Source organism: Amycolatopsis sp. NPDC051903, assembly GCF_044452505.1.
Lineage (GTDB): Bacteria > Actinomycetota > Actinomycetes > Mycobacteriales > Pseudonocardiaceae > Amycolatopsis.
The window spans coordinates 234,226-251,034 of record NZ_JBITBT010000003.1 but is presented as its reverse complement, the minus strand read 5'-3'; the positions used below and the strand labels follow the sequence as shown (position 1 = coordinate 251,034).

General features: G+C 70.9%; 17 protein-coding genes. 8 read left to right on the top strand and 9 right to left on the bottom strand.

Annotation, left to right across the window (positions count from 1 at the left end):
- Positions 1 to 109: 109 nt before the first annotated feature.
- Positions 110 to 661 (top strand): DUF6328 family protein, encoded by a 552-nt coding sequence (locus ACIA77_RS08820; protein ID WP_395885627.1) that lies wholly within the window; start codon positions 110 to 112, stop codon positions 659 to 661.
- A 470-nt stretch (positions 662 to 1,131) separates the two neighbouring features.
- Here ACIA77_RS08820 and ACIA77_RS08815 read toward each other — a convergent pair whose 3' ends face one another.
- Positions 1,132 to 1,470 carry a hypothetical protein gene (locus ACIA77_RS08815; protein WP_395885205.1) on the bottom strand — a complete coding sequence of 113 codons (339 nt, stop codon included), beginning with the start codon at positions 1,468 to 1,470 and terminating at the stop codon, positions 1,132 to 1,134.
- A gap of 101 nt (positions 1,471 to 1,571) precedes the next feature.
- On the opposite strand from ACIA77_RS08815, the gene ACIA77_RS08810 reads away from it, so the two are divergent.
- Positions 1,572 to 2,051 carry a LamG-like jellyroll fold domain-containing protein gene (locus ACIA77_RS08810; RefSeq protein ID WP_395885204.1) on the top strand — a complete coding sequence of 160 codons (480 nt, stop codon included), beginning with the start codon at positions 1,572 to 1,574 and terminating at the stop codon, positions 2,049 to 2,051.
- A gap of 153 nt (positions 2,052 to 2,204) precedes the next feature.
- Positions 2,205 to 4,388 carry an RNA polymerase recycling motor ATPase HelR gene (helR, locus tag ACIA77_RS08805; protein ID WP_395885203.1) on the top strand — a complete coding sequence of 728 codons (2,184 nt, stop codon included), beginning with the start codon at positions 2,205 to 2,207 and terminating at the stop codon, positions 4,386 to 4,388.
- A 738-nt stretch (positions 4,389 to 5,126) separates the two neighbouring features.
- On the opposite strand, the gene ACIA77_RS08800 is transcribed toward helR, so the two are convergent.
- Positions 5,127 to 5,624, bottom strand: coding sequence for an Lrp/AsnC family transcriptional regulator (locus tag ACIA77_RS08800; RefSeq protein ID WP_395885202.1), 498 nt, complete (start codon positions 5,622 to 5,624; stop codon positions 5,127 to 5,129).
- A gap of 381 nt (positions 5,625 to 6,005) precedes the next feature.
- Between ACIA77_RS08800 and ACIA77_RS08795 the strand changes: the two genes are divergently transcribed.
- On the top strand, positions 6,006 to 6,239 hold the full coding sequence (locus ACIA77_RS08795) for a hypothetical protein (RefSeq protein WP_395885201.1): 234 nt from the start codon (positions 6,006 to 6,008) through the stop codon (positions 6,237 to 6,239).
- A 74-nt stretch (positions 6,240 to 6,313) separates the two neighbouring features.
- On the opposite strand, the gene ACIA77_RS08790 is transcribed toward ACIA77_RS08795, so the two are convergent.
- Together ACIA77_RS08790 and lysA are read right to left on the bottom strand one after the other, a co-directional pair.
- A complete protein-coding gene (locus ACIA77_RS08790) occupies positions 6,314 to 7,180 on the bottom strand; it encodes a GNAT family N-acetyltransferase (protein ID WP_395885200.1) in 867 nt (288 codons plus the stop codon).
- A gap of 48 nt (positions 7,181 to 7,228) precedes the next feature.
- Positions 7,229 to 8,563, bottom strand: a complete 1,335-nt coding sequence (gene lysA, locus ACIA77_RS08785; protein ID WP_395885199.1) for a diaminopimelate decarboxylase — start codon at positions 8,561 to 8,563, stop codon at positions 7,229 to 7,231.
- Between the two features lie 210 nt (positions 8,564 to 8,773).
- On the opposite strand from lysA, the gene ACIA77_RS08780 reads away from it, so the two are divergent.
- The 3 genes from ACIA77_RS08780 to ACIA77_RS08770 all read left to right on the top strand — a co-directional run bounded on the left by ACIA77_RS08780 (position 8,774) and on the right by ACIA77_RS08770 (position 10,749).
- Positions 8,774 to 9,703, top strand: coding sequence for an RNA polymerase subunit sigma-70 (locus ACIA77_RS08780; protein WP_395885198.1), 930 nt, complete (start codon positions 8,774 to 8,776; stop codon positions 9,701 to 9,703).
- A 56-nt stretch (positions 9,704 to 9,759) separates the two neighbouring features.
- Positions 9,760 to 10,233, top strand: a complete 474-nt coding sequence (locus ACIA77_RS08775) for a helix-turn-helix transcriptional regulator (RefSeq protein WP_395885197.1) — start codon at positions 9,760 to 9,762, stop codon at positions 10,231 to 10,233.
- Positions 10,234 to 10,308: 75 nt separating this feature from the next.
- Entirely contained in the window at positions 10,309 to 10,749 is a 441-nt protein-coding gene (locus ACIA77_RS08770; RefSeq protein ID WP_395885196.1) for a VOC family protein, read from the top strand.
- A gap of 39 nt (positions 10,750 to 10,788) precedes the next feature.
- On the opposite strand, the gene ACIA77_RS08765 is transcribed toward ACIA77_RS08770, so the two are convergent.
- The 5 genes from ACIA77_RS08765 to ACIA77_RS08745 form a co-directional block, all read right to left on the bottom strand.
- A complete protein-coding gene (locus ACIA77_RS08765; RefSeq protein ID WP_395885195.1) occupies positions 10,789 to 11,808 on the bottom strand; it encodes a fatty acid desaturase family protein in 1,020 nt (339 codons plus the stop codon).
- A 179-nt stretch (positions 11,809 to 11,987) separates the two neighbouring features.
- Positions 11,988 to 12,890 carry a dihydrodipicolinate synthase family protein gene (locus ACIA77_RS08760; protein WP_395885194.1) on the bottom strand — a complete coding sequence of 301 codons (903 nt, stop codon included), beginning with the start codon at positions 12,888 to 12,890 and terminating at the stop codon, positions 11,988 to 11,990.
- A gap of 80 nt (positions 12,891 to 12,970) precedes the next feature.
- Entirely contained in the window at positions 12,971 to 13,552 is a 582-nt protein-coding gene (locus ACIA77_RS08755) for a dihydrofolate reductase family protein (protein WP_395885193.1), read from the bottom strand.
- Complete coding sequence (locus ACIA77_RS08750; RefSeq protein WP_395885192.1) at positions 13,549 to 14,010, bottom strand: dihydrofolate reductase family protein; 462 nt, start codon at positions 14,008 to 14,010, stop codon at positions 13,549 to 13,551. The genes ACIA77_RS08755 and ACIA77_RS08750 overlap by 4 nt, the downstream gene beginning before the upstream one ends.
- An 83-nt stretch (positions 14,011 to 14,093) precedes the next feature.
- The gene (locus tag ACIA77_RS08745; protein ID WP_395885626.1) at positions 14,094 to 14,561 is read right to left on the bottom strand and encodes a heme-degrading domain-containing protein; all 468 of its coding nucleotides are present in this window, start codon (positions 14,559 to 14,561) and stop codon (positions 14,094 to 14,096) included.
- Between the two features lie 154 nt (positions 14,562 to 14,715).
- Here ACIA77_RS08745 and ACIA77_RS08740 point away from each other — a divergent pair, with 154 nt between their 5' ends.
- Positions 14,716 to 16,773, top strand: a complete 2,058-nt coding sequence (locus ACIA77_RS08740; RefSeq protein WP_395885191.1) for a phosphocholine-specific phospholipase C — start codon at positions 14,716 to 14,718, stop codon at positions 16,771 to 16,773.
- Positions 16,774 to 16,809 lie beyond the last annotated feature (36 nt).

Below are 16,809 nucleotides of genomic sequence, written 5' to 3'. Positions count from 1 at the left end.
AAGTGTTCCCGACGTAACCGATCCGTGCTGGAGCCTCCCGATGACCGACAGCGACGAGCACGACAGGGCCACCTCGCTCCCCACAGCGTGGGCGTACCGCGCACCAGCGGTGGAAGCCGACGAGGTCAACGAGAACACCGACCGTGAGCCCACCGGCGAGACGCGCAACCAGAAGCTGCAGCGCAACATCGGCGAGCTGCTGCAGGAGCTGCGCGTCGCGCAGGCCGGGGTGCAGATCCTGTTCGGGTTCCTGTTGACGGTGGTGTTCACGCCGCGCTTCGAAGACGCCAGCGGCTTCGAGAAGGGGCTGCACATGGCTGCCGTGCTCCTGGCCGTCGCGGCGACGGCGCTGCTCACGGCCCCCGCCGCATGGCACCGGCTGCTCTTCCGCACGGGCCGCCGCGACGAGATCCTGCGCGTCGGCAACCGCGTCGTTCTCGTCGGCTTCGGTTGCCTCGCCGGGGCGGTCACGCTGACCGTCGCGCTCATCGCGAAGGTCGTCTTCGGCACCACGGCTCTCGTCGCCACCGGCGGCTTCGTCGTGCTGCTCTTCGGCCTGCTCTGGTTCGTCCTCCCGTTCCGCCTCCCCCACGACGGCCAGCTCCCGAGACACCCAGCCGACTCGGCCTCGCCACGACGGGGGCTCACCCGGAAACCCTGACGTCGAAAGGGGACGCTCATGCCGAGTCGGCGCGCGAGGGGTCCCTCGAGCCCGTGCCGGCCGTGCGAATGGGCCGTTCACGCGAGGGCCAGGCGTGGCCGTGGGACCGCTCGTTCGGGGAGCCTGTGCGCGGAGCGCCGTTCGTCGCGGAAGCGCTGCCGCGAGCGGATCGCTCGCGCCGCAACAGCGGCGGGGGCCGGGGTGCTGAACCGGGGCACGAGCGGTCCGTTCGCCCTGTGAACCGCGGCGCGAAGGGACCGTTCGCGCCACGCCACCACCACGAAAGGACCGTTCACCCCACACCCGCCAGGTCACCTCACACCCGCCAGGTCACCTCACACCCGCCAGGGCACCCCAAGCCGGCCGCAAACGTGTTGTTCACCGGGGCGTCGCGCGGTGTTGCCGTGGGCGTCGGGCCGTAGGTAGCTTCCGGCGCGTGGCTGATCCGTCCCGCCGGACCACGCTCGTCGTCATGCCCGACACCTACTACGTACCTGTTCGACGAGGACCGCGGGGATGCCGCGCCCGTCGACGCGTCGCTCGAGCACGTGCTCGACCACCAGATTGACAACGTTGTCTCTCTCGCCCACCTCGGCGACATCCAGAACGGCGAGCCCGGCGAGTTCGCGGGCATCAGCAAGTCGTTCCAGGCGCGCGACCGGCGCCGCTTCCCGTACAGCACGCTCGCCGGCAACTACGACATCAACGCGTCCACCGACGACCAGCGCGGCCAGACCCCGTACCTCGACGCGTTCGGCTCCCAGCGGCGGAAGAACTCGCTGACGTTCCGCGAAGCACAGCGCCCGCACCTAGCTGCAGCGCATCGAGGTCGAGCGCAGCACCGACGCCGACTACTTCAGCCTCGAGATCGACTTCGCCCGGCCGCTTCGAGGGCTTCGCGCCGATCCCGGTGCCACCGACCCGCGCGGCGAAGCAGGAGCTCGCGCCGGGCACCGTCGCGTACTGGCGGTTCGACGGCGGCAAGGACGGCGCGCCGGTCACCGACGCGGTCAAGGACCTCACCGGCCACGGGAACGACCTCCGAGTGGACCGGCCGTCACACTGTCCCTTTCGGACAGTGTCGCTGTGGGCCGTCTTCCCGCTCAACCAGAACGGCATCTCCACCAACTGGGGGGGGCATGAACTGCCGCTGGACGAGTGGTGGCACGTCACCGTCGTCAACGACGGCCGGCACACCACGATGTACGTCGACGGCTGCCCGCTGCTGCGCAACCCGAAGATGGCGGCGATCGGCCCGGCCAACCCGGGCGGCGGCTGGTTCGTCGGTGCGTACGCCTACGACAGCAAGGTCGAGCAGGGCTTCTACGGGCTGCTCGGTGACGTGCGCGTGGACCGGCCCCTGGCCGTCTGCGAATTCATGCTCGGCTGAGCCGCGAAAAATGGCGAGCCGTGAATCCGCGGCACCCTTTTCGTGCCCGAAAGATCCGACTTGACAAGGCCGGGAGAATGGAAAATCGGCGTCCAGCTCAATGGTGAGTTCGGAGCGCCGATCGTGCCATTATTCTAAACGCTGCGAGGGAACTTGTCAAATCAGGGGTACGACGAGGAATTGCGAGCGGAACGCGCCTACATCGCGGCGCTGTACGAGCGGCTGGTGGCCGAGCGAGGCCGCGCGACCGCCGCGCACGCCAAGGCGGTGCGGGAACCCGACGATCTGCTGTGGGAGCGCGACGTCCAGGCCGTGCAGCGGGCGGAGGCCGTCACGCAGCTGAGCGTGGCGTACAACGGATTGTGCTTCGGCCGTCTCGACGCGCTTTCCGGCGAACGGACGTACGTCGGCCGGCTCGGCATTTTCGACGAGGAGAACGAGTACGAACCCCTGCTCGTGGATTGGCGCGCGCCCGTCGCGCGCGCGTTCTACTGCGCCACAGGTGCGTCGCCGGAAAGAATCGCGCGGCGGCGCCAGTTCCACACCCGGGGACAGCGCGTCCTCGATTTCACCGACGAATTCCTCGGCGCCAGGGGCGAGGCGCGGGGAGACGCCGCGCTGCTGGCCGCCGTCGCCGCGCCGCGCGGCGAGGGCATGCGCGACATCGTCGCGACGATCCAGGCCGAGCAGGACGAGATCATCCGGCTCGCGCATCCGGGCGTCGTGGTGGTCGAGGGTGGGCCGGGGACGGGCAAGACGGCAGTCGCGCTGCACCGCGTCGCCTACCTGCTGTACGCGAAGCGCGCGACTCTGCAACGGCGCGGCGTGCTCGTCGTCGGGCCGAGCCCCGCGTTCCTCGACCACATCAGCCGCGTGCTGCCGTCGCTCGGCGAGACCGACGTCGTGTTCCGGACGCCCGGCGACCTCGTGCCTGGGCTGGCCGTGACGGCCGAGGACGAGCCGGAACTGCAGCGCGTCAAGGGTTCGCTGGCGATGCTCGACGTGCTGGCGGCTGCCGTCGAGGACCGGCAGGAGCTGCCGGTCGAGCCGGTGCCGCTGGACCTCTCGGACGGTCCCGTCGCGCTCGACGCCGCGCTGGTCCGCGTCGCGCGCGACGAAGCCCAGGCAAGCGGGTTGCCGCACAACGAGGCGCGGCCGGTCTTCCGCGCGGCCGTCCGGCGGCTCCTGGCTGGGCGCGTCGTCGACCGCATCGGGGAGGGCTGGCTGCCGGCGGCGGACGCGCTGCGCGACGACCTGCGCGCGGAGGTTCTCGACGAACTAGCCGACCACGAGCAGCTGGCCGCGGCGCTCGACCTGTTGTGGCCCTTACTGACGCCGCAGCGGTTGCTGGCGCAGCTGTACTCGTCGCGCACGCGCGTCGCGGCGGCCGGCGGCGAACCCGCGCTGTACCGGGAAAACGGCGCGGCCTGGAAGGTGTCGGACGTCCCCTTGCTCGATGAGGCCGTCGAGCTCCTCGGCGACGACGGCTCGGCGCAGCGGGCGGCCGCGCGCCGCGCGCGGGCAGAGGAGGACTACGCGGCGGGTGTGCTCGACGTGCTCGCGGTCGAGGAGCACCTGGACGACGAGGACCACCTTGTCGCGGCGGACCTGCTCGACGCGTCGGCGCTGGCCGACCGCCCGCGCGAACGGGACCACCGCGACCTCGCCGAACGCGCCGGCGCGGACCGCTCGTGGACGTACGGGCACGTCGTCGTCGACGAAGCCCAGGAACTGTCCGAAATGGACTGGCGGGTGCTGATGCGCCGCTGCCCGAGCCGGTCGTTCACGGTGGTGGGCGACCTGGCGCAACGCCGCTCTGCCGCGGGCGCGCGCTCGTGGGCGGCGATGTTGTCACGCTACGTGGCGGACCGGTGGCTGTACCGCCCACTCACGGTCAACTACCGCACGCCGGCGGAGATCATGGCCGTCGCGTCGCGGCTTCTGGCGGAATTCGCACCGGGAGTGCGGCCGCCGGAGTCGGTGCGCGCGTGCGGGACGCGGCCGTGGTCGCGACAGGTCCCTTCGTACGCCGCGGGGATCTCGGCGTTCCTGGCTTCCGAGGCCTCGCGTGAAGGGACTTCGGTGGTGATCGGCCCGCCGGGCGTGCCGGGCACCGTCCCGCCGTCGGCCACGAAGGGCCTTGAGTACGACTCGGTGCTCGTCGTGGACCCCGCCGGCATCCTCTCCGCCAGCCCGCGCGGCGCAGCTGAGCTGTACGTCGCCTTGACGCGCGCCACGCAGCGGCTGGGGTTGCTGCACACGGGGCCGTTGCCGGATGCGTTGTCGGCCGGGGTGCGGTTGGAGGGTGGTTGGGTGAGTCATCGTCGGTACGTGTGATCGGCGGGCTGGGCTGGCTCGGGGTCAGCTCAGCGTGGGCGTGGTGTGGGTTGTGTCGGCGGTGAAGGGCGGCTGGGTAACCAAATTCTGCTTCGGGGGTTGTAGCCGGCTGGTCCTGGGTGCGCTGTGCGATGCGCCGCCGGTGAAGGGCGGATGGGTGGCCATGTCCGGGCACGCGGGGACGGCGGGCACGCGGGGACTGCTGCGCGTTGCGCCAACGGTGAAAGCCAGCTTGCTGGCCATGTTTGGTGCGCGTGGTCGGCGGACTGGTCTGGACACGCTGCGCGTTGAGCCGTCGGTGGAGAGTGGCTCGGCGGGTGTCGTCATCGCAACGTGTGGCTGGCGAAGCTCGGCCCGGCATACCTCACGGGTTCGAGCGGTCTGAACCAGCCGATTTGATCACGCCTGGTTGCCTGCGGGTCGCATCGCTTCCCAGCGGCGATTCATCGGCTTTTGTCAACCCTCGCACCCGAGTTGTCCACATCCCACTCATCCGACACCGCACTTGTCCACAATTTTCGCTTTCCCCACTTTTCGGGGCCCGGTCGCGATAGAATGGGACGGGGACGCCCCCCTGGGAGCGGTGGGGGCTGTCCGGTGAGGTGCAGGGGAGCGCGCAAAGGAGGTGGGAGAGTGGCGTGACCTGCGAAGAGAGCTGAGAAATGTCAGCGAAAGCCCCATCGAGAGAATCGGTGCAGCGGCACTGTGAGGCAGGGACCGGGCCTCACGAAGCCCGACTCAAACCGTCAGATTGCCCCACGCGTAATTCTGCTTGGCCAGCTTCAGGTAAACGAACAACTCGGTCGAAGTGACTCCTGGAATGGGCCGCACCTGGTCACCCAGGACGGCGAGCAGGTGCTCGTCATCCCGGCAGATCAGGGCGGCCAGCAGGTCGAACCGCCCCGCGCAGAGCACCACCTGGTGCACGTCCGGGAGATCCGTGAGGCGGTTCGCGACCTCCCGCGGGTCGCCGTTGACGGTGATGCCGATCATGGCCTGGCGGGTCAGGTCGACGTGCTCGGGGGCTGTCACGGCGACGATCTGCATCATGTCGTCGCGCAGGAGGCGTTGCACGCGTTGGCGTACGGCGCCTTCGGAAAGCCCCACGGCCTTGGCCAACGCGGTGAACGAGGCTCGGCCGTCGTGCTGCAGCAGGGCAATCAAGGTTCTGTCCGTGCCATCCAGCGCCTTCGGCGAGCGCTGGTCCTCTATCTTCGTACGGTTTCCATCAACCATGCCGTCCCTCCCTGTGTTTCGGCATGTGATTCCTTAGGCGCGCAGCGTATCTGCCATCGCGCCGAAACAGGAGTCTCTTTCGGGATTCACGCGATTCTCCGAACGCAACGCTGCCCGCAGCGAAATCAGTGGTCAAGACGCCAGTGGAGTGAGGTTTTCGGGGTCTCGGAGTGCTGTCGCGCACGCGGAGTGTCTCCCTCGCCGCGTCGCCAGGTACCTTCTGGCGGCACAAAACCCCCGAATGCCCTAAAGGAGGACCGAATCGTGACCGAAGCCGTCGCACTGGACGTTCCCGCTGTGCAGGACAGGGGGCCTCCGGTCGGGGACTCGGCGTGGTTTCGGCGAAGGTTCGCAGTCGATCAACGGAGAATCGGCCGACCCGTGGCGAGCCACGGTGCGCTGCCCCGGGCGTTCGGCCTCGTGCACCCGAAGTATCAGACGCCTTCGGTGCCGATCTGGAGGTTCGGCCTCGTCTCGCTCGCCTTGTCCGTGCCGCTCGCGATCTGGTGCGACAACGTGCCGTCGGACGCTGTCGGTCTCACCATCGCGATCGAGTGGGCGAAGGCGGACGCCGGTGAGACCACCGTGTTCGGCTCGGCGTGGTGCCGATCCTGATCGGGATCCCGCTGATGTTCGCCGCGCACCGCGCGGGCCGGTTCGCGCGGCGGCCGGGCGATCGAGAGCCGCGGCTAGGCGTCGCGGCGCCGGTCCCGGATCTCGGCCAGCGGCCGGAAACCGGCCGACGTGTAGGTGGCGACGGCGGCGACGTTGCGGCTCGGGGTGTTGACGAGCGCGCTCGACGAGCCCAGCTCCCGCAGCGCGGCCGCCCCGGCGACGGTGATCGCCCGGCCGTGACCGCGGCCGCGGTGGTCGCGGTGCACGCCCATGGGTTCCACCAATCCGGGCCGGCCCGCGCCGGCCGACCACACCGTCACGGCCGCGACCGCGTTGCCCAGTTCGTCGTACGCGACCAGGCACCGGGCGTCGGCGTAGGGCACTCCGGCGGCCATCGCGTGCCAGGCCTCGACGGACAGGGTCGAGCGGCCGAAGGACGCCCCGTGGACCTCCGTACGAACGTTCGCCCGCTCCGGCCCGACGACCTCGATCCGCAGGCCCGGGTCCTCGACCGGCTCCGCCAGGTCGCGGCGCAGCGGCGTCCACGGCTCGTCGGTGTCCCACCCGGCTTCGGCCAGCAAGTCCTGCAGCAGCGCGGTTTTCGGCGCTTCGACGTAAACCTTCCCCGCCGGCAGCACGCCGCACTCCGGGTTCGCCAGGTCGTGGACGAGCCGGCGCGCCAGCTCCTCGTCCCGCAGCGCGCCGGGCGCGATCGTCATCCGCAGCAGGTCGGCTTCGTCCAGCATCCCGACGGCGACGAGTTCCCCGTCCCGGCTCCAGGTCCGGACGGCGGCGGCCGTCGCCGCCGCCCCGAACCGCCAGAACCAGCCCAGGTCACCCGGATGCAGGTGCATCGGCGCGCCGTCGTGCTGCCACTCCCGCAGCGCGCCCACCGCGTCGCCCAGCCCGTCGATGCCCGGTGTGCCCAGCACGATCGCCATCGGCCGAGCACACACCACCGCGGCGCCGGGCCGCACCTCAGTTTTCGCCTAGCAGCGGCGAAGCAGGTCTTCCTCGGTTTCACGCGGCACCAGCAGCTTCGCGAACCCGTCGCGCACGCCGACGAGCGGCGGCCGGCCCACGAGGTTGTAGTTCGACGCCAGCGAGTGGTGGTACGCACCGGTGCACGGCACGGCCAGCAGGTCACCGGCGTGGACGTCGCCGGGCAGGCAGACGTCGTCGGCCAGCACGTCGCCCGACTCGCAGTGGCGCCCGACCACGGTCATCGGGGTGCGCGCGGACTTCGAGTGGCGCCCGACGAGCCGGGCGGTGTAGCGCGCGCCGTAGAGCGCGGGGCGCGCGTTGTCGCTCATGCCGCCGTCGACGGCGACGAACGTCCGGCTCCCGCGTTTGACGGCGCACACGCGGTACACGGTGATCCCCGCGGGGCCGACGATCGCGCGACCCGGCTCGATCGTCAAGCGGGGCAAGGGGAAACCGTGCGACGAGCATTCGTACGCCAGCGCCACCCGCAGGCGGCGCGCGTACCCGCCGAGGTCGAAGCTTGATTCGCGGTCCAGGTACGGCACGGCGTGGCCACCGCCGAGGTCCAGCTCGCTCAGCGTGACGCCGTACTGGTCGCGCACGCGCACCAGCACCTCCACCATGCGCCGCGCGGCCTCTTCGTAGCGGTCGACGCGCGAGACCTGCGAACCGATGTGGCAGTGCAGCCCGACGAGCCGCAGCCCCGGCTGCGCGAGCACGGCGGCGACGGCGTGGTCCACGTTGTCGCGGACGTCGGCGCGCAGCGAGAAGCCGAACTTCTGGCCTTCCGTGCCGGTGGTGATCGCCGCGTGCGTGTCGCCGGAGACGCCGGGCGTCACGCGGATCATGACCTGCTGCCCGCCGTGCGCGAGCGCGCCGAGCTGCTCGATCTCGTCGAGCGAGTCGAGCACGATGCGGCGCACGCCGTACTCCAGCGCCGCCTTGAGGTCTTCGGGGGTTTTCGCGTTGCCGTGCAACAGGATCCGCTCGGCGGGGAAGCCGACGGACCGCGCGACGGCGATCTCGCCGGCTGAGCACGTGTCGAGCGACAGGCCTTCTTCCGCGATCCAGCGCAGCACCGCGCGGGTGCACAGCGCCTTGCTCGCGAAGGCGACTTCGGCCTCCGGCAGCGCGTGGCGGTAGGCGCGGGCGGTGTCGCGAACTTGCGCCTCGTCGAGGAGGTACGCCGGGGTCCCGAACCGGGCAGCCAGGTGGCTCACCGGAGCACCCGCGAAGATCAGGTCACCGCCTTCGAGGCGGGTGCTCCGCGGCCAGAGCCCCGGCTCGAGATGGTCGGCGGCCTCGCAGCCGAGGCTGGGGAGGAGCTCGCTGAGCGTCACGGTTACCTCCGTGCGGTGCTTCGTAAATCGGACACCGCCAGCACACTGCTGTGGTGCGCTTCACGCGCGCGCCACCAACACCACCCTGACGCTTCCCCCAGCTCCGCTGACGCCTTCTTAACGCACGGGTAACTTCGGCCACACCCGGGTTGACCTGCGAACTGCCGAATTTCCCGGCTGCAGGGAGTCTCATGGGACATGGTTGAAGAGATGACAGACTTCGCGACCTCGGCGGAAGCGCACCGGCGCGAGCTGCGGGTGCACTGCTACCGGCTCCTCGGCTCGTACGACGAAGCAGAGGACCTGGTGCAGGAAACGCTGCTGCGCGCGTGGCGCGGGCGGGCGACCTTCGACGGCCGGGCTTCGCTGCGCGCCTGGCTGTACCGCATCGCGACGAACGCGTGCCTCGACCACCTCGCGGCGCACCCGCGGGAGGTGCCGGTGGTGGGCCTGCCTCCGTCGGCCTCGCCGGACCTGGCGCCGCGGCCGGACGTCGCCGTGCCGTGGGTGCAGCCGGTGCCCGACGAGGTGCTCGGCCGCGAGACGGTGGAGCTGGCGTTCCTCGCGGCGATCCAGCACTTGTCGCCGCGCCGCCGCGCCGCGCTGGTGCTGCGGGACGTGCTGGGCTGGTCGGCGCGGGAGGCGGCGACGGCGCTGGAGACCACCCCGGCGTCGGTGAACAGCGCCGTGCTGCGCGGGCGCGCCGAGCTGAAGGAACACCTGCCCGCGCGGCGCGGCGAGTGGACGGCAGCGGGGAGCGAGGAGGAACGCGCGGTCGTCGCGCGCTACATGGCTGCGCTCACTGCCCACGACGAAGCGGAACTGGCGGCGCTGCTACGCGCCGACGTCCGCTGCAGCCACGCACCCGGCGCCGGCGGCCACACCGGCACGGAACCGACTTGGTACGCCGGGCGCGACGTCGTCCTCGAAGCCTGGGCCCCCGCGTTGCGCGGCGACGGCGCCGTGGCGTTCCACCTCGTGCCGACCCGCGCGAACGGCCTGCCCGCGCTCGCCACGTCCCTCCGAGCGGACGGGGTGCTGCATCCGTTCGGCCTCAACACCCTGCGCATCGCCGACGGCCGGGTCGCCGAGGTGACGACGTTCTCCGCTGACGTGTTCCCGCTGTTCGGGCTCGGCTGACAGCGGACGGCCGGGTCCTAGACTTGCCGTCGCGAGGGGTGACGGGAAGGAGCCGGATGGACGTCGCGATCGCCGGTCCGCACCCCGTGTCCGCGGCCGACGCGCAGCTGGCCCAGCTGCGTCAGGTGCGGCTGGCCAAGGACATGATGGACCGCCACTGGGCCGAGCCGATCGACGTCGCCGCGGTCGCCGCTCGTGCCGGGTATTCGCGGTACCACTTCATCCGCGCCTTCCGGGCGGTGTACGGGCAGACCCCAGGGCAGTACCTGAGCCGCCGGCGGATCGAGCGCGCCGAGGACCTGCTGCGCACCGCGGACCTGTCGGTCACCGAGGTCTGCGTGCTGGTGGGGTTCAGCAGTCTGGGGACGTTCTCGACGAGCTTCAAGAAGTACTCCGGCCTCACCCCGACCCAGTACCGCGCCCGGCACGTCGGAGCCGGGGCGGCGCTGGTGCCCGGGTGCTACGCGCTGCTGTGGCACGGCGGGTTCAAGGCGTTCGAGCGCACTGCGGGAAAGGACCGCAATTCTTGAGAAGCCGCTCGGCCCGGGGCCCGGTTACGGTCCGTGGTGCGGGCGAGCGGCGCCCGAACGAACGCGGGAGGCAACGTGATCAACGGTCTGTCCATCGCCAACGTCTGGGTTCTCGACCAGGACCGGGCGAAGGAGTTCTACACGGAGAAGCTGGGCCTCGAGGTCCGCAGCGACCTGACCATGGGCGAGGGCGGGTTCCGGTGGCTCACCGTCGGCGCCAAGAACCAGCCCGGCCTCGAGCTCACCCTGATGGTCCCGGGCCCGCCCGCGCTGGACCCCGAGTCCGCCGACGCGCTGAAGAAGCTGATCGCCAAGGGCGTGCTCGGCGCCGGCGTGTTCGTCACCGACGACATCCAGGCCGACTACCAGACGCTGACGGCGCGCGGCGTGGAGTTCGTGCAGGAACCCCAGGAACGCCCGTACGGCACCGAAGCCATCTTCCGCGACGACTCCGGCAACTGGTTCTCCTTCACCCAGCGCCTGGTGGACCTGGACTTCAGCAAGGACTGGGCCTGAACAACGCGTTCGCGGTAGCGCTGTCCGGCCCCGCAGACGCTACGGCGCGGCCCGCAGCGGTGCGCCGACGGCGTGCAGGTGCTCGAGGACGTAGCCGTACGAGCGCGCCCAGCTGCACTGCGCGTACGAAATCCCCCGGCGCGCGCAGAAGTCCTGCACGATCGCCTGGGCCCGCTTGAGGTTCGGCCGCGCCATGCCGGGGAACAGGTGGTGCTCGATCTGGTAGTTGAGGCCACCGAGCGCGAAGTCGACGAACGCGCCGCCGCGGATGTTGCGCGACGTCAGCACCTGCTTGCGCACGAAGTCGAGGTCGTGGCCGGGCTCGAGCATGGCCATGCCCTTGTGGTTGGGCGCGAACGAACAGCCCATGTACAGGCCCCAGAGGAACTGGTGGACGACGATGAACACGACACCCGTGAGCGGCGACAGCACCACGAACACCGCCACCAGGTACGCCACGAGGTGCCCGATCAGCAGCGCCGATTCGAGCTTGTGCCGCCGCAGGTCGCCGCGCCAGACGGCCCTCACGCTCGACACGTGCAGGTTGAGGCCTTCCAGCAGCAACAGCGGGAAGAACAGGAACGCCTGGTACTTCGCGACCCACCGCAGGAAGCCGCGTTTGCCGCGGGCCTGCGCGCGCGAGAACGCCAGTGCGGCGATGTCCACGTCGGGGTCTTCGGCCTCGTGGTTGGGGTTCGCGTGGTGCCGGTTGTGGGTGGCGATCCACCAGCCGTAACTGAGCCCGGTGAGCCCGCCGTGGACGAGCCCCGTGAGGTCATTGGCCTTGCGGGTGCGGAAGATCTGCTTGTGCCCGGCGTCGTGGCCGATGAAGGCCAGCTGCGCGAACATCATCGCGAAGAACGCGGCGAGGAACAGCTGCCACCAGGAGTCGCCGAGGAACGCGAAGGCGACCCAGCCGCCCGCGAAGGCCAGCAGGTTGGCACCGATCCGCGCGCTGTAGCGGAACCGGCGGCGGCCCAGCAGGCCGGCGGCTTTGACCAGTCGTGCTAGCTCGGCGAAATCCGTGCCGGTGGTCGAGGGAGTGGGCGACGAGGTCATGAGGTGACCACCGCTCTGGGTCAGGCGGATCGCTCGTCCAGAGACGGTTGCCGGCCACACCGAGGGCGGGTCCGGTTCCGGTCCGAAGAAGGGCGCTGGGGCCTCGCCGCGGTGGCACCGCAACGTGCGTTCACCCTCTCACCCCGGACCCCGCGAGGGCAATTCCCCGCCAGTCAGCTCTACGAAAGTCCCCACGTGGACAACAGACTGGAGAGCTGTTCCCGTTCCGCAGCCGTCAGCAGGCGGCTCGGCGGGCGCACGTCGGGACGGCAGAGGCCGAGCTGGGACAACGCGTCCTTCACGACGCTGACGTTGTTGGCGTTGCCGTCGGCCGAGCGCATCTGTTCGAAGGGGCGGATGCGCTCCCAGATCTCCATGGCACCGCCGAAGTCGTGGTCGCGCAGGCGCGCGAACAGGTCCAGCGAGATCCGCGGGGCGACGTTCACCAGCCCCGACGTGAACCCCTGCGCGCCCACGGCGAAGTAGCCCGGCGCCGACAGCTCGGCCAAGCCCGCGATCCACACGAACCGCTCGAAGCCCGCGTCGCGCGCGACGGTGGCGAAGCGCACGGGGTCGGGCACCGCGTACTTCACGCCGATGACGTTCGGCGCGGCGTCGGCGAGGCGCGCGAGTTCCTCGCCGCCGATGCCGGGGTTGCGCACGTACAGCACCACGCCCAGCTCCGGCACGGCGGTGGCGATCGCGCGGTGGTACTCGACCCAGCCGTCGAGGGCGACGTACGGGTGCACGGGCTGGTGGATCATCACCAGGTCGGCGCCGGTGTCGCGGGCGTGGCGCGCGGCTTTCACGGCCGTGCGCACGTCGTGCCCGACGCCCGCCAGCACGCTCGCGTCGCGCGCCGCCTTCACGGTGACGTCGAGGCACAGCCGGGTCTCGTGGTCGTCGAGCGCGTAGAACTCGCCGGTGTTGCCGTTGGGGGTGACGACCTCGACGCCGCTCGTCACGAGCCGATCCACGAGCCGCCCGTACGTGTCCGCCTCGACGCCGCCGCTGCCGTTGAACGGCGTCACCGGGATCGCGACGACGCCGGCCAGCCGCCGTTTCTGCACTTCGAACGCCACTGGTGTGTCCGATCTGATATATGATGTGTCGCGCCGGAGGGTAGCACGAAGGGTGTGGGCCGGTTGTCCTGATCTTCGGGTCAGGCGGTCCGGTAGACCTGGACCGAGACGCCCTTGCCCGTCTCGCGGTGCTCGGTCAGCCGCAGCGTGCGCGGCGGCGCGCCCGGCGGGAAGAGCCGGCGGCCGCGGCCCAGCACCACGGGGAACACCCACAGCCGGTACTCGTCGACCAGGTCGGCGGCCATCAGCGTCCGCAGCAGGTCGCCACTGCCGTGCACCTGCAGTTCGCGGCCCGGTTCGGCTTTCAGTTCGGCCACCGCTGCCACGACGTCGTCGCGCAGGAACGCTGTGCCCTGCCACGACGAACGCGTGAGCGTCCGCGAAGCGACGTACTTCGGCAGCGTGTTGAGCGGGCCCGCGATCGGATCCGACCCGCCGACGGACGGCCAGTAGTCCGCGAAGATCTCGTACGTCCGGCGGCCGAGCAGGAACGCGTCCGCGCGCGAGAACCAGTCGGCGGTGTACTCGGCCATCACCGCGTCGTAGTGCGGGTACAGCCAGCCACCGAGGTCGAAGCCGTCGCGCGGGTCCTCGGTCGGCGTGCCGGGCCCCTGGACCACGCCGTCGAGGGACACGTACGCGGTGACGGTGAGGGTGGTCATGCCATCGCCCCGAACGTCGGCGCGCCCGCGGCGGCGTACTCGTGGATGACGACGCCGGTGCTCGTCGCGGTCGTCGACAACGGGCTCAGCGCGAGCGGCAGGACGCCGGCGGGGAAGAGCCGGTGGCCCTCGCCGAGGACGACGGGGAAGACGAGCAGGCGGTACTCGTCGACGAGGTCCTCCAGCGCGGCGACCAGGCTGCCGGTGGAGTGCAGTTGCAGCTCGCCGTCGTAGCGGGCCTTGAGCTCCCGGACTTCGGTGGCGAGGTCGCCCGTGACGACGTGCCGCGGCAGGCCGCCCGCGCCGGGACAATCGTCGGCGATGCCCTTGACCTGCAGGAACGCCGACGCGCGGCGGTGCCAGCGGGCGAGCGCCGCGCGCATTTCTTCGTCGATGAGACCCGGTCCGCGCACCACGCCGTCCAGGGTCAGGAACGCCGTGACGGTCAGCTTGCCCATGGGAGACCTCCCTCGTTCGTCGGCCTTCGCAGAACCGTCGAACGAGGGGGCCGCCGAATCGACAAACCGGCGGGGCGGGTTTTTCAGCCGGCCAGGAACGCGGCGAGCTGCTCGACCACGAACGCGTGGTCGTCGGCCTGGGGCAGGCCCGAAACGCCGACGGTGCCGACGGGTCCGACGTCCGCGACCAGCACCGGGAAGACGCCGCCGTGGGCCGCGTACAGGTCGGGATCGAGGCGCGAGTCCTCTTCGAAACTCCCGCCCTTCTCGCGGAACTGCGTGCCGACGAGGAACGAGCTGTGCCCGTAGCGGTCGACGACGCGGCTCTTGCGGTCGATCCACGCGTCGTTGTCGGCCGACGTGCCGGGCAGGGCCGCGTGGAACAGGCGCTGACCGCCCCGGCGCACCGAGATCGTCACGGGCAGGGCGCGTTCGCGGGCCGCCGCGAGCAGGTGCTGGCCCAGGGCGAGGGCGGTCTCGTTGTCGAACCGGGTGAACACCAGCCGGCTCTCCTGCTCGAGGAGCTCCTGGACGAGCTCGGTTTCGGTCATCATGTCCGATATTAAATCAACACTGTTGTTTAATTGCCACCTTGTTCAGCCGCGGTTCACACCCGCCTGCTTGAAGTGGTCGCTGACCTGCGGAAGCCTGCTTCGGTGCGCGTGATCATCCCCAGCGCCGCACATTCCGGACGAGGAGGCACGGATGGGTCAGGCGGAAGGGCGGCTCAGCCGCCGCTCGGTGCTCGGCGGCGCGGCGGCCGCCGGGATGGCCGGCGCGGCGGCGGGTCTGGGCGGGGCGTTCGCCGAAGCGGCGGCCGGCCCGCGGCGGCGCGGCAGCCTCGACGACGTCGAGCACGTCGTGGTGCTCATGCAGGAGAATCGGTCGTTCGACCACTACTACGGCACGATGGCCGGCGTCCGCGGCTACGGCGACCCGGTCGCCAAGCGGGACGTGTTCCGCCAGCCCGACGCCAAGCGCACCGACGGGGGCCACTTGTTGCCGTTCCACGTCGACACCGCGCTCGTCGACGGGCAGGACCTCGGCGACCTCGCGCACGACTGGGGCACGACGCACCAGGCGTGGGCCAACGGCGCCTACGACGCGTGGGTCCCGGCCAAGACCGAGATGACCCTGAGCTACTTCAGCCGCGACGACCTGCCGTTCCACCGGGCGCTGGCGAGCGCGTTCACCTTGTGCGACAACTACTTCTGCTCGCTGCAGGGGCCGACCACGCCCAACCGCCTGTACCACTGGACGGGCACGATCAACCCGGACGGCGACCTCGGCGGACCGGCCACGTGGAACCCGGCGGACTACAACCCGGTGTACCGCTGGACGACCTACCCCGAGCGCCTGCAGGCCGCCGGCATCTCCTGGCAGGTCTACGCCAACGACGAGGTCGGCGACGGCGACGACGGCTTCGTCGGCGACTACGGCGACAACCCGCTGTGGCTGTTCCAGCAGTACCACGACGCGCTGGCCTCGGCCGACCCGAAGAAGCGCCAGCTGGCGGAGCGGGCGAGCCTGCGCGCGCAGTGGAAGCCGGATTCGGGGCAGGGCAAGGACGTCGACCACGTGCTGACGCAGTTCATCGCCGACTGCGAGGCGGGCACGCTGCCCGCCGTGTCGTGGGTCGTGGCGCCCTACGCGTACTGCGAACACCCGGCCGCGCGCCCCGTCGACGGCGCCGCGTACACGCAGCGGGTGCTGAAAGCGTTGTGGGACAACCCGAAACTGTGGGAATCCACCGTCGTGCTCATCAACTACGACGAGAACGACGGGTTCTTCGACCACGTCGTGCCGCCCTGCGCCCCGGCCGGGACGCCAGGTGAACTGCTGCCGGTGAACCAACCCTCGGGTCCCGGTGGCGTCGGCACGGGCGCGCCGGCGCCCATCGGGCTGGGCCCGCGCGTGCCGATGACGGTGATCTCGCCGTGGAGCCGCGGCGGGTGGGTGAACTCGCAGGTGTTCGACCACACGTCGGTGCTGCGGTTCCTGGAGGTCTGGACCGGGGTGCGCGAGCCGAACATCTCCGCGTGGCGCCGGATGATCTGCGGTGACCTCACGAGCTGCTTCGACTTCGGCCAGGCCGACCGGTCGTTCCCCCAGCTGCCGGACGCCTCGGCGCTGCGGGCCGAGGCGGACCGGACGCAGTCGAAACTGCCGAAGCCGGCGCCCCCGCTGCCCGGCCAGCAGTCGATGCCGGCCCAGGAGAAGGGGACGGCTCCGGCGCGGGCGCTGCCTTACCAGCCGGTGGCTTCGCTTTCGGTCGGCGCCGGCGCGCTGGCGCTGACGGCCGCGAACCACGGGTCGGCTGGGCTGCAGCTGTCTTCGTACGCCTACCACGCCGACGGGGCATCTCAGCGGTTCGACGTTCCCGGCGGCGGTTCTTGCTCGGGGAAGATCACTTTCGCCTCTTCGTACGACGTGGCGGTGCATGGACCGAACGGCTTCCTGGTGGAGGCCTCGGGCGATGAGAAGACTTCGGGCTTGGACGTCTCGGCTGCCGTGTCGGGACCCGCGGCGCACCCGGTGTTCGCGGTGACGGTGAAGAACTCGGACACCTCCCCGGCGACCCTGACGGTGAAGGGGCGCCCCGGCTTCGTCGTCGCCGCGCACGGCTCGCACACCCTGACGGTCGACGCCCTCGACGGCGCCGACGGCTGGTACGACGTCACGCTGTCGCTGGTGGGACACCCGGAGTGGCACCGGCGGTTCGCCGGCCACCTCGAAAACGGCAAGCCCAGCCGGACGGCTTGAGGTTCGGGTGAGGGGTCCCTTCGTGCGGCGGTGGTT

Excerpts from the sequence above, each read along its gene's own strand:
- ACIA77_RS08800 (WP_395885202.1), bottom strand. The coding sequence starts at position 5,624 with ATGGTTGATGGAAACCGTACGAAGATAGAGGACCAGCGCTCGCCGAAG.
- ACIA77_RS08790 (WP_395885200.1), bottom strand. The coding sequence starts at position 7,180 with ATGGCGATCGTGCTGGGCACACCGGGCATCGACGGGCTGGGCGACGCG.
- ACIA77_RS08780 (WP_395885198.1), top strand. The coding sequence starts at position 8,774 with ATGACAGACTTCGCGACCTCGGCGGAAGCGCACCGGCGCGAGCTGCGG.
- ACIA77_RS08775 (WP_395885197.1), top strand. The coding sequence starts at position 9,760 with ATGGACGTCGCGATCGCCGGTCCGCACCCCGTGTCCGCGGCCGACGCG.
- ACIA77_RS08765 (WP_395885195.1), bottom strand. The coding sequence starts at position 11,808 with ATGACCTCGTCGCCCACTCCCTCGACCACCGGCACGGATTTCGCCGAG.
- ACIA77_RS08755 (WP_395885193.1), bottom strand. The coding sequence starts at position 13,552 with ATGACCACCCTCACCGTCACCGCGTACGTGTCCCTCGACGGCGTGGTC.
- ACIA77_RS08750 (WP_395885192.1), bottom strand. The coding sequence starts at position 14,010 with ATGGGCAAGCTGACCGTCACGGCGTTCCTGACCCTGGACGGCGTGGTG.
- ACIA77_RS08745 (WP_395885626.1), bottom strand. The coding sequence starts at position 14,561 with ATGACCGAAACCGAGCTCGTCCAGGAGCTCCTCGAGCAGGAGAGCCGG.
- ACIA77_RS08740 (WP_395885191.1), top strand. The coding sequence starts at position 14,716 with ATGGGTCAGGCGGAAGGGCGGCTCAGCCGCCGCTCGGTGCTCGGCGGC.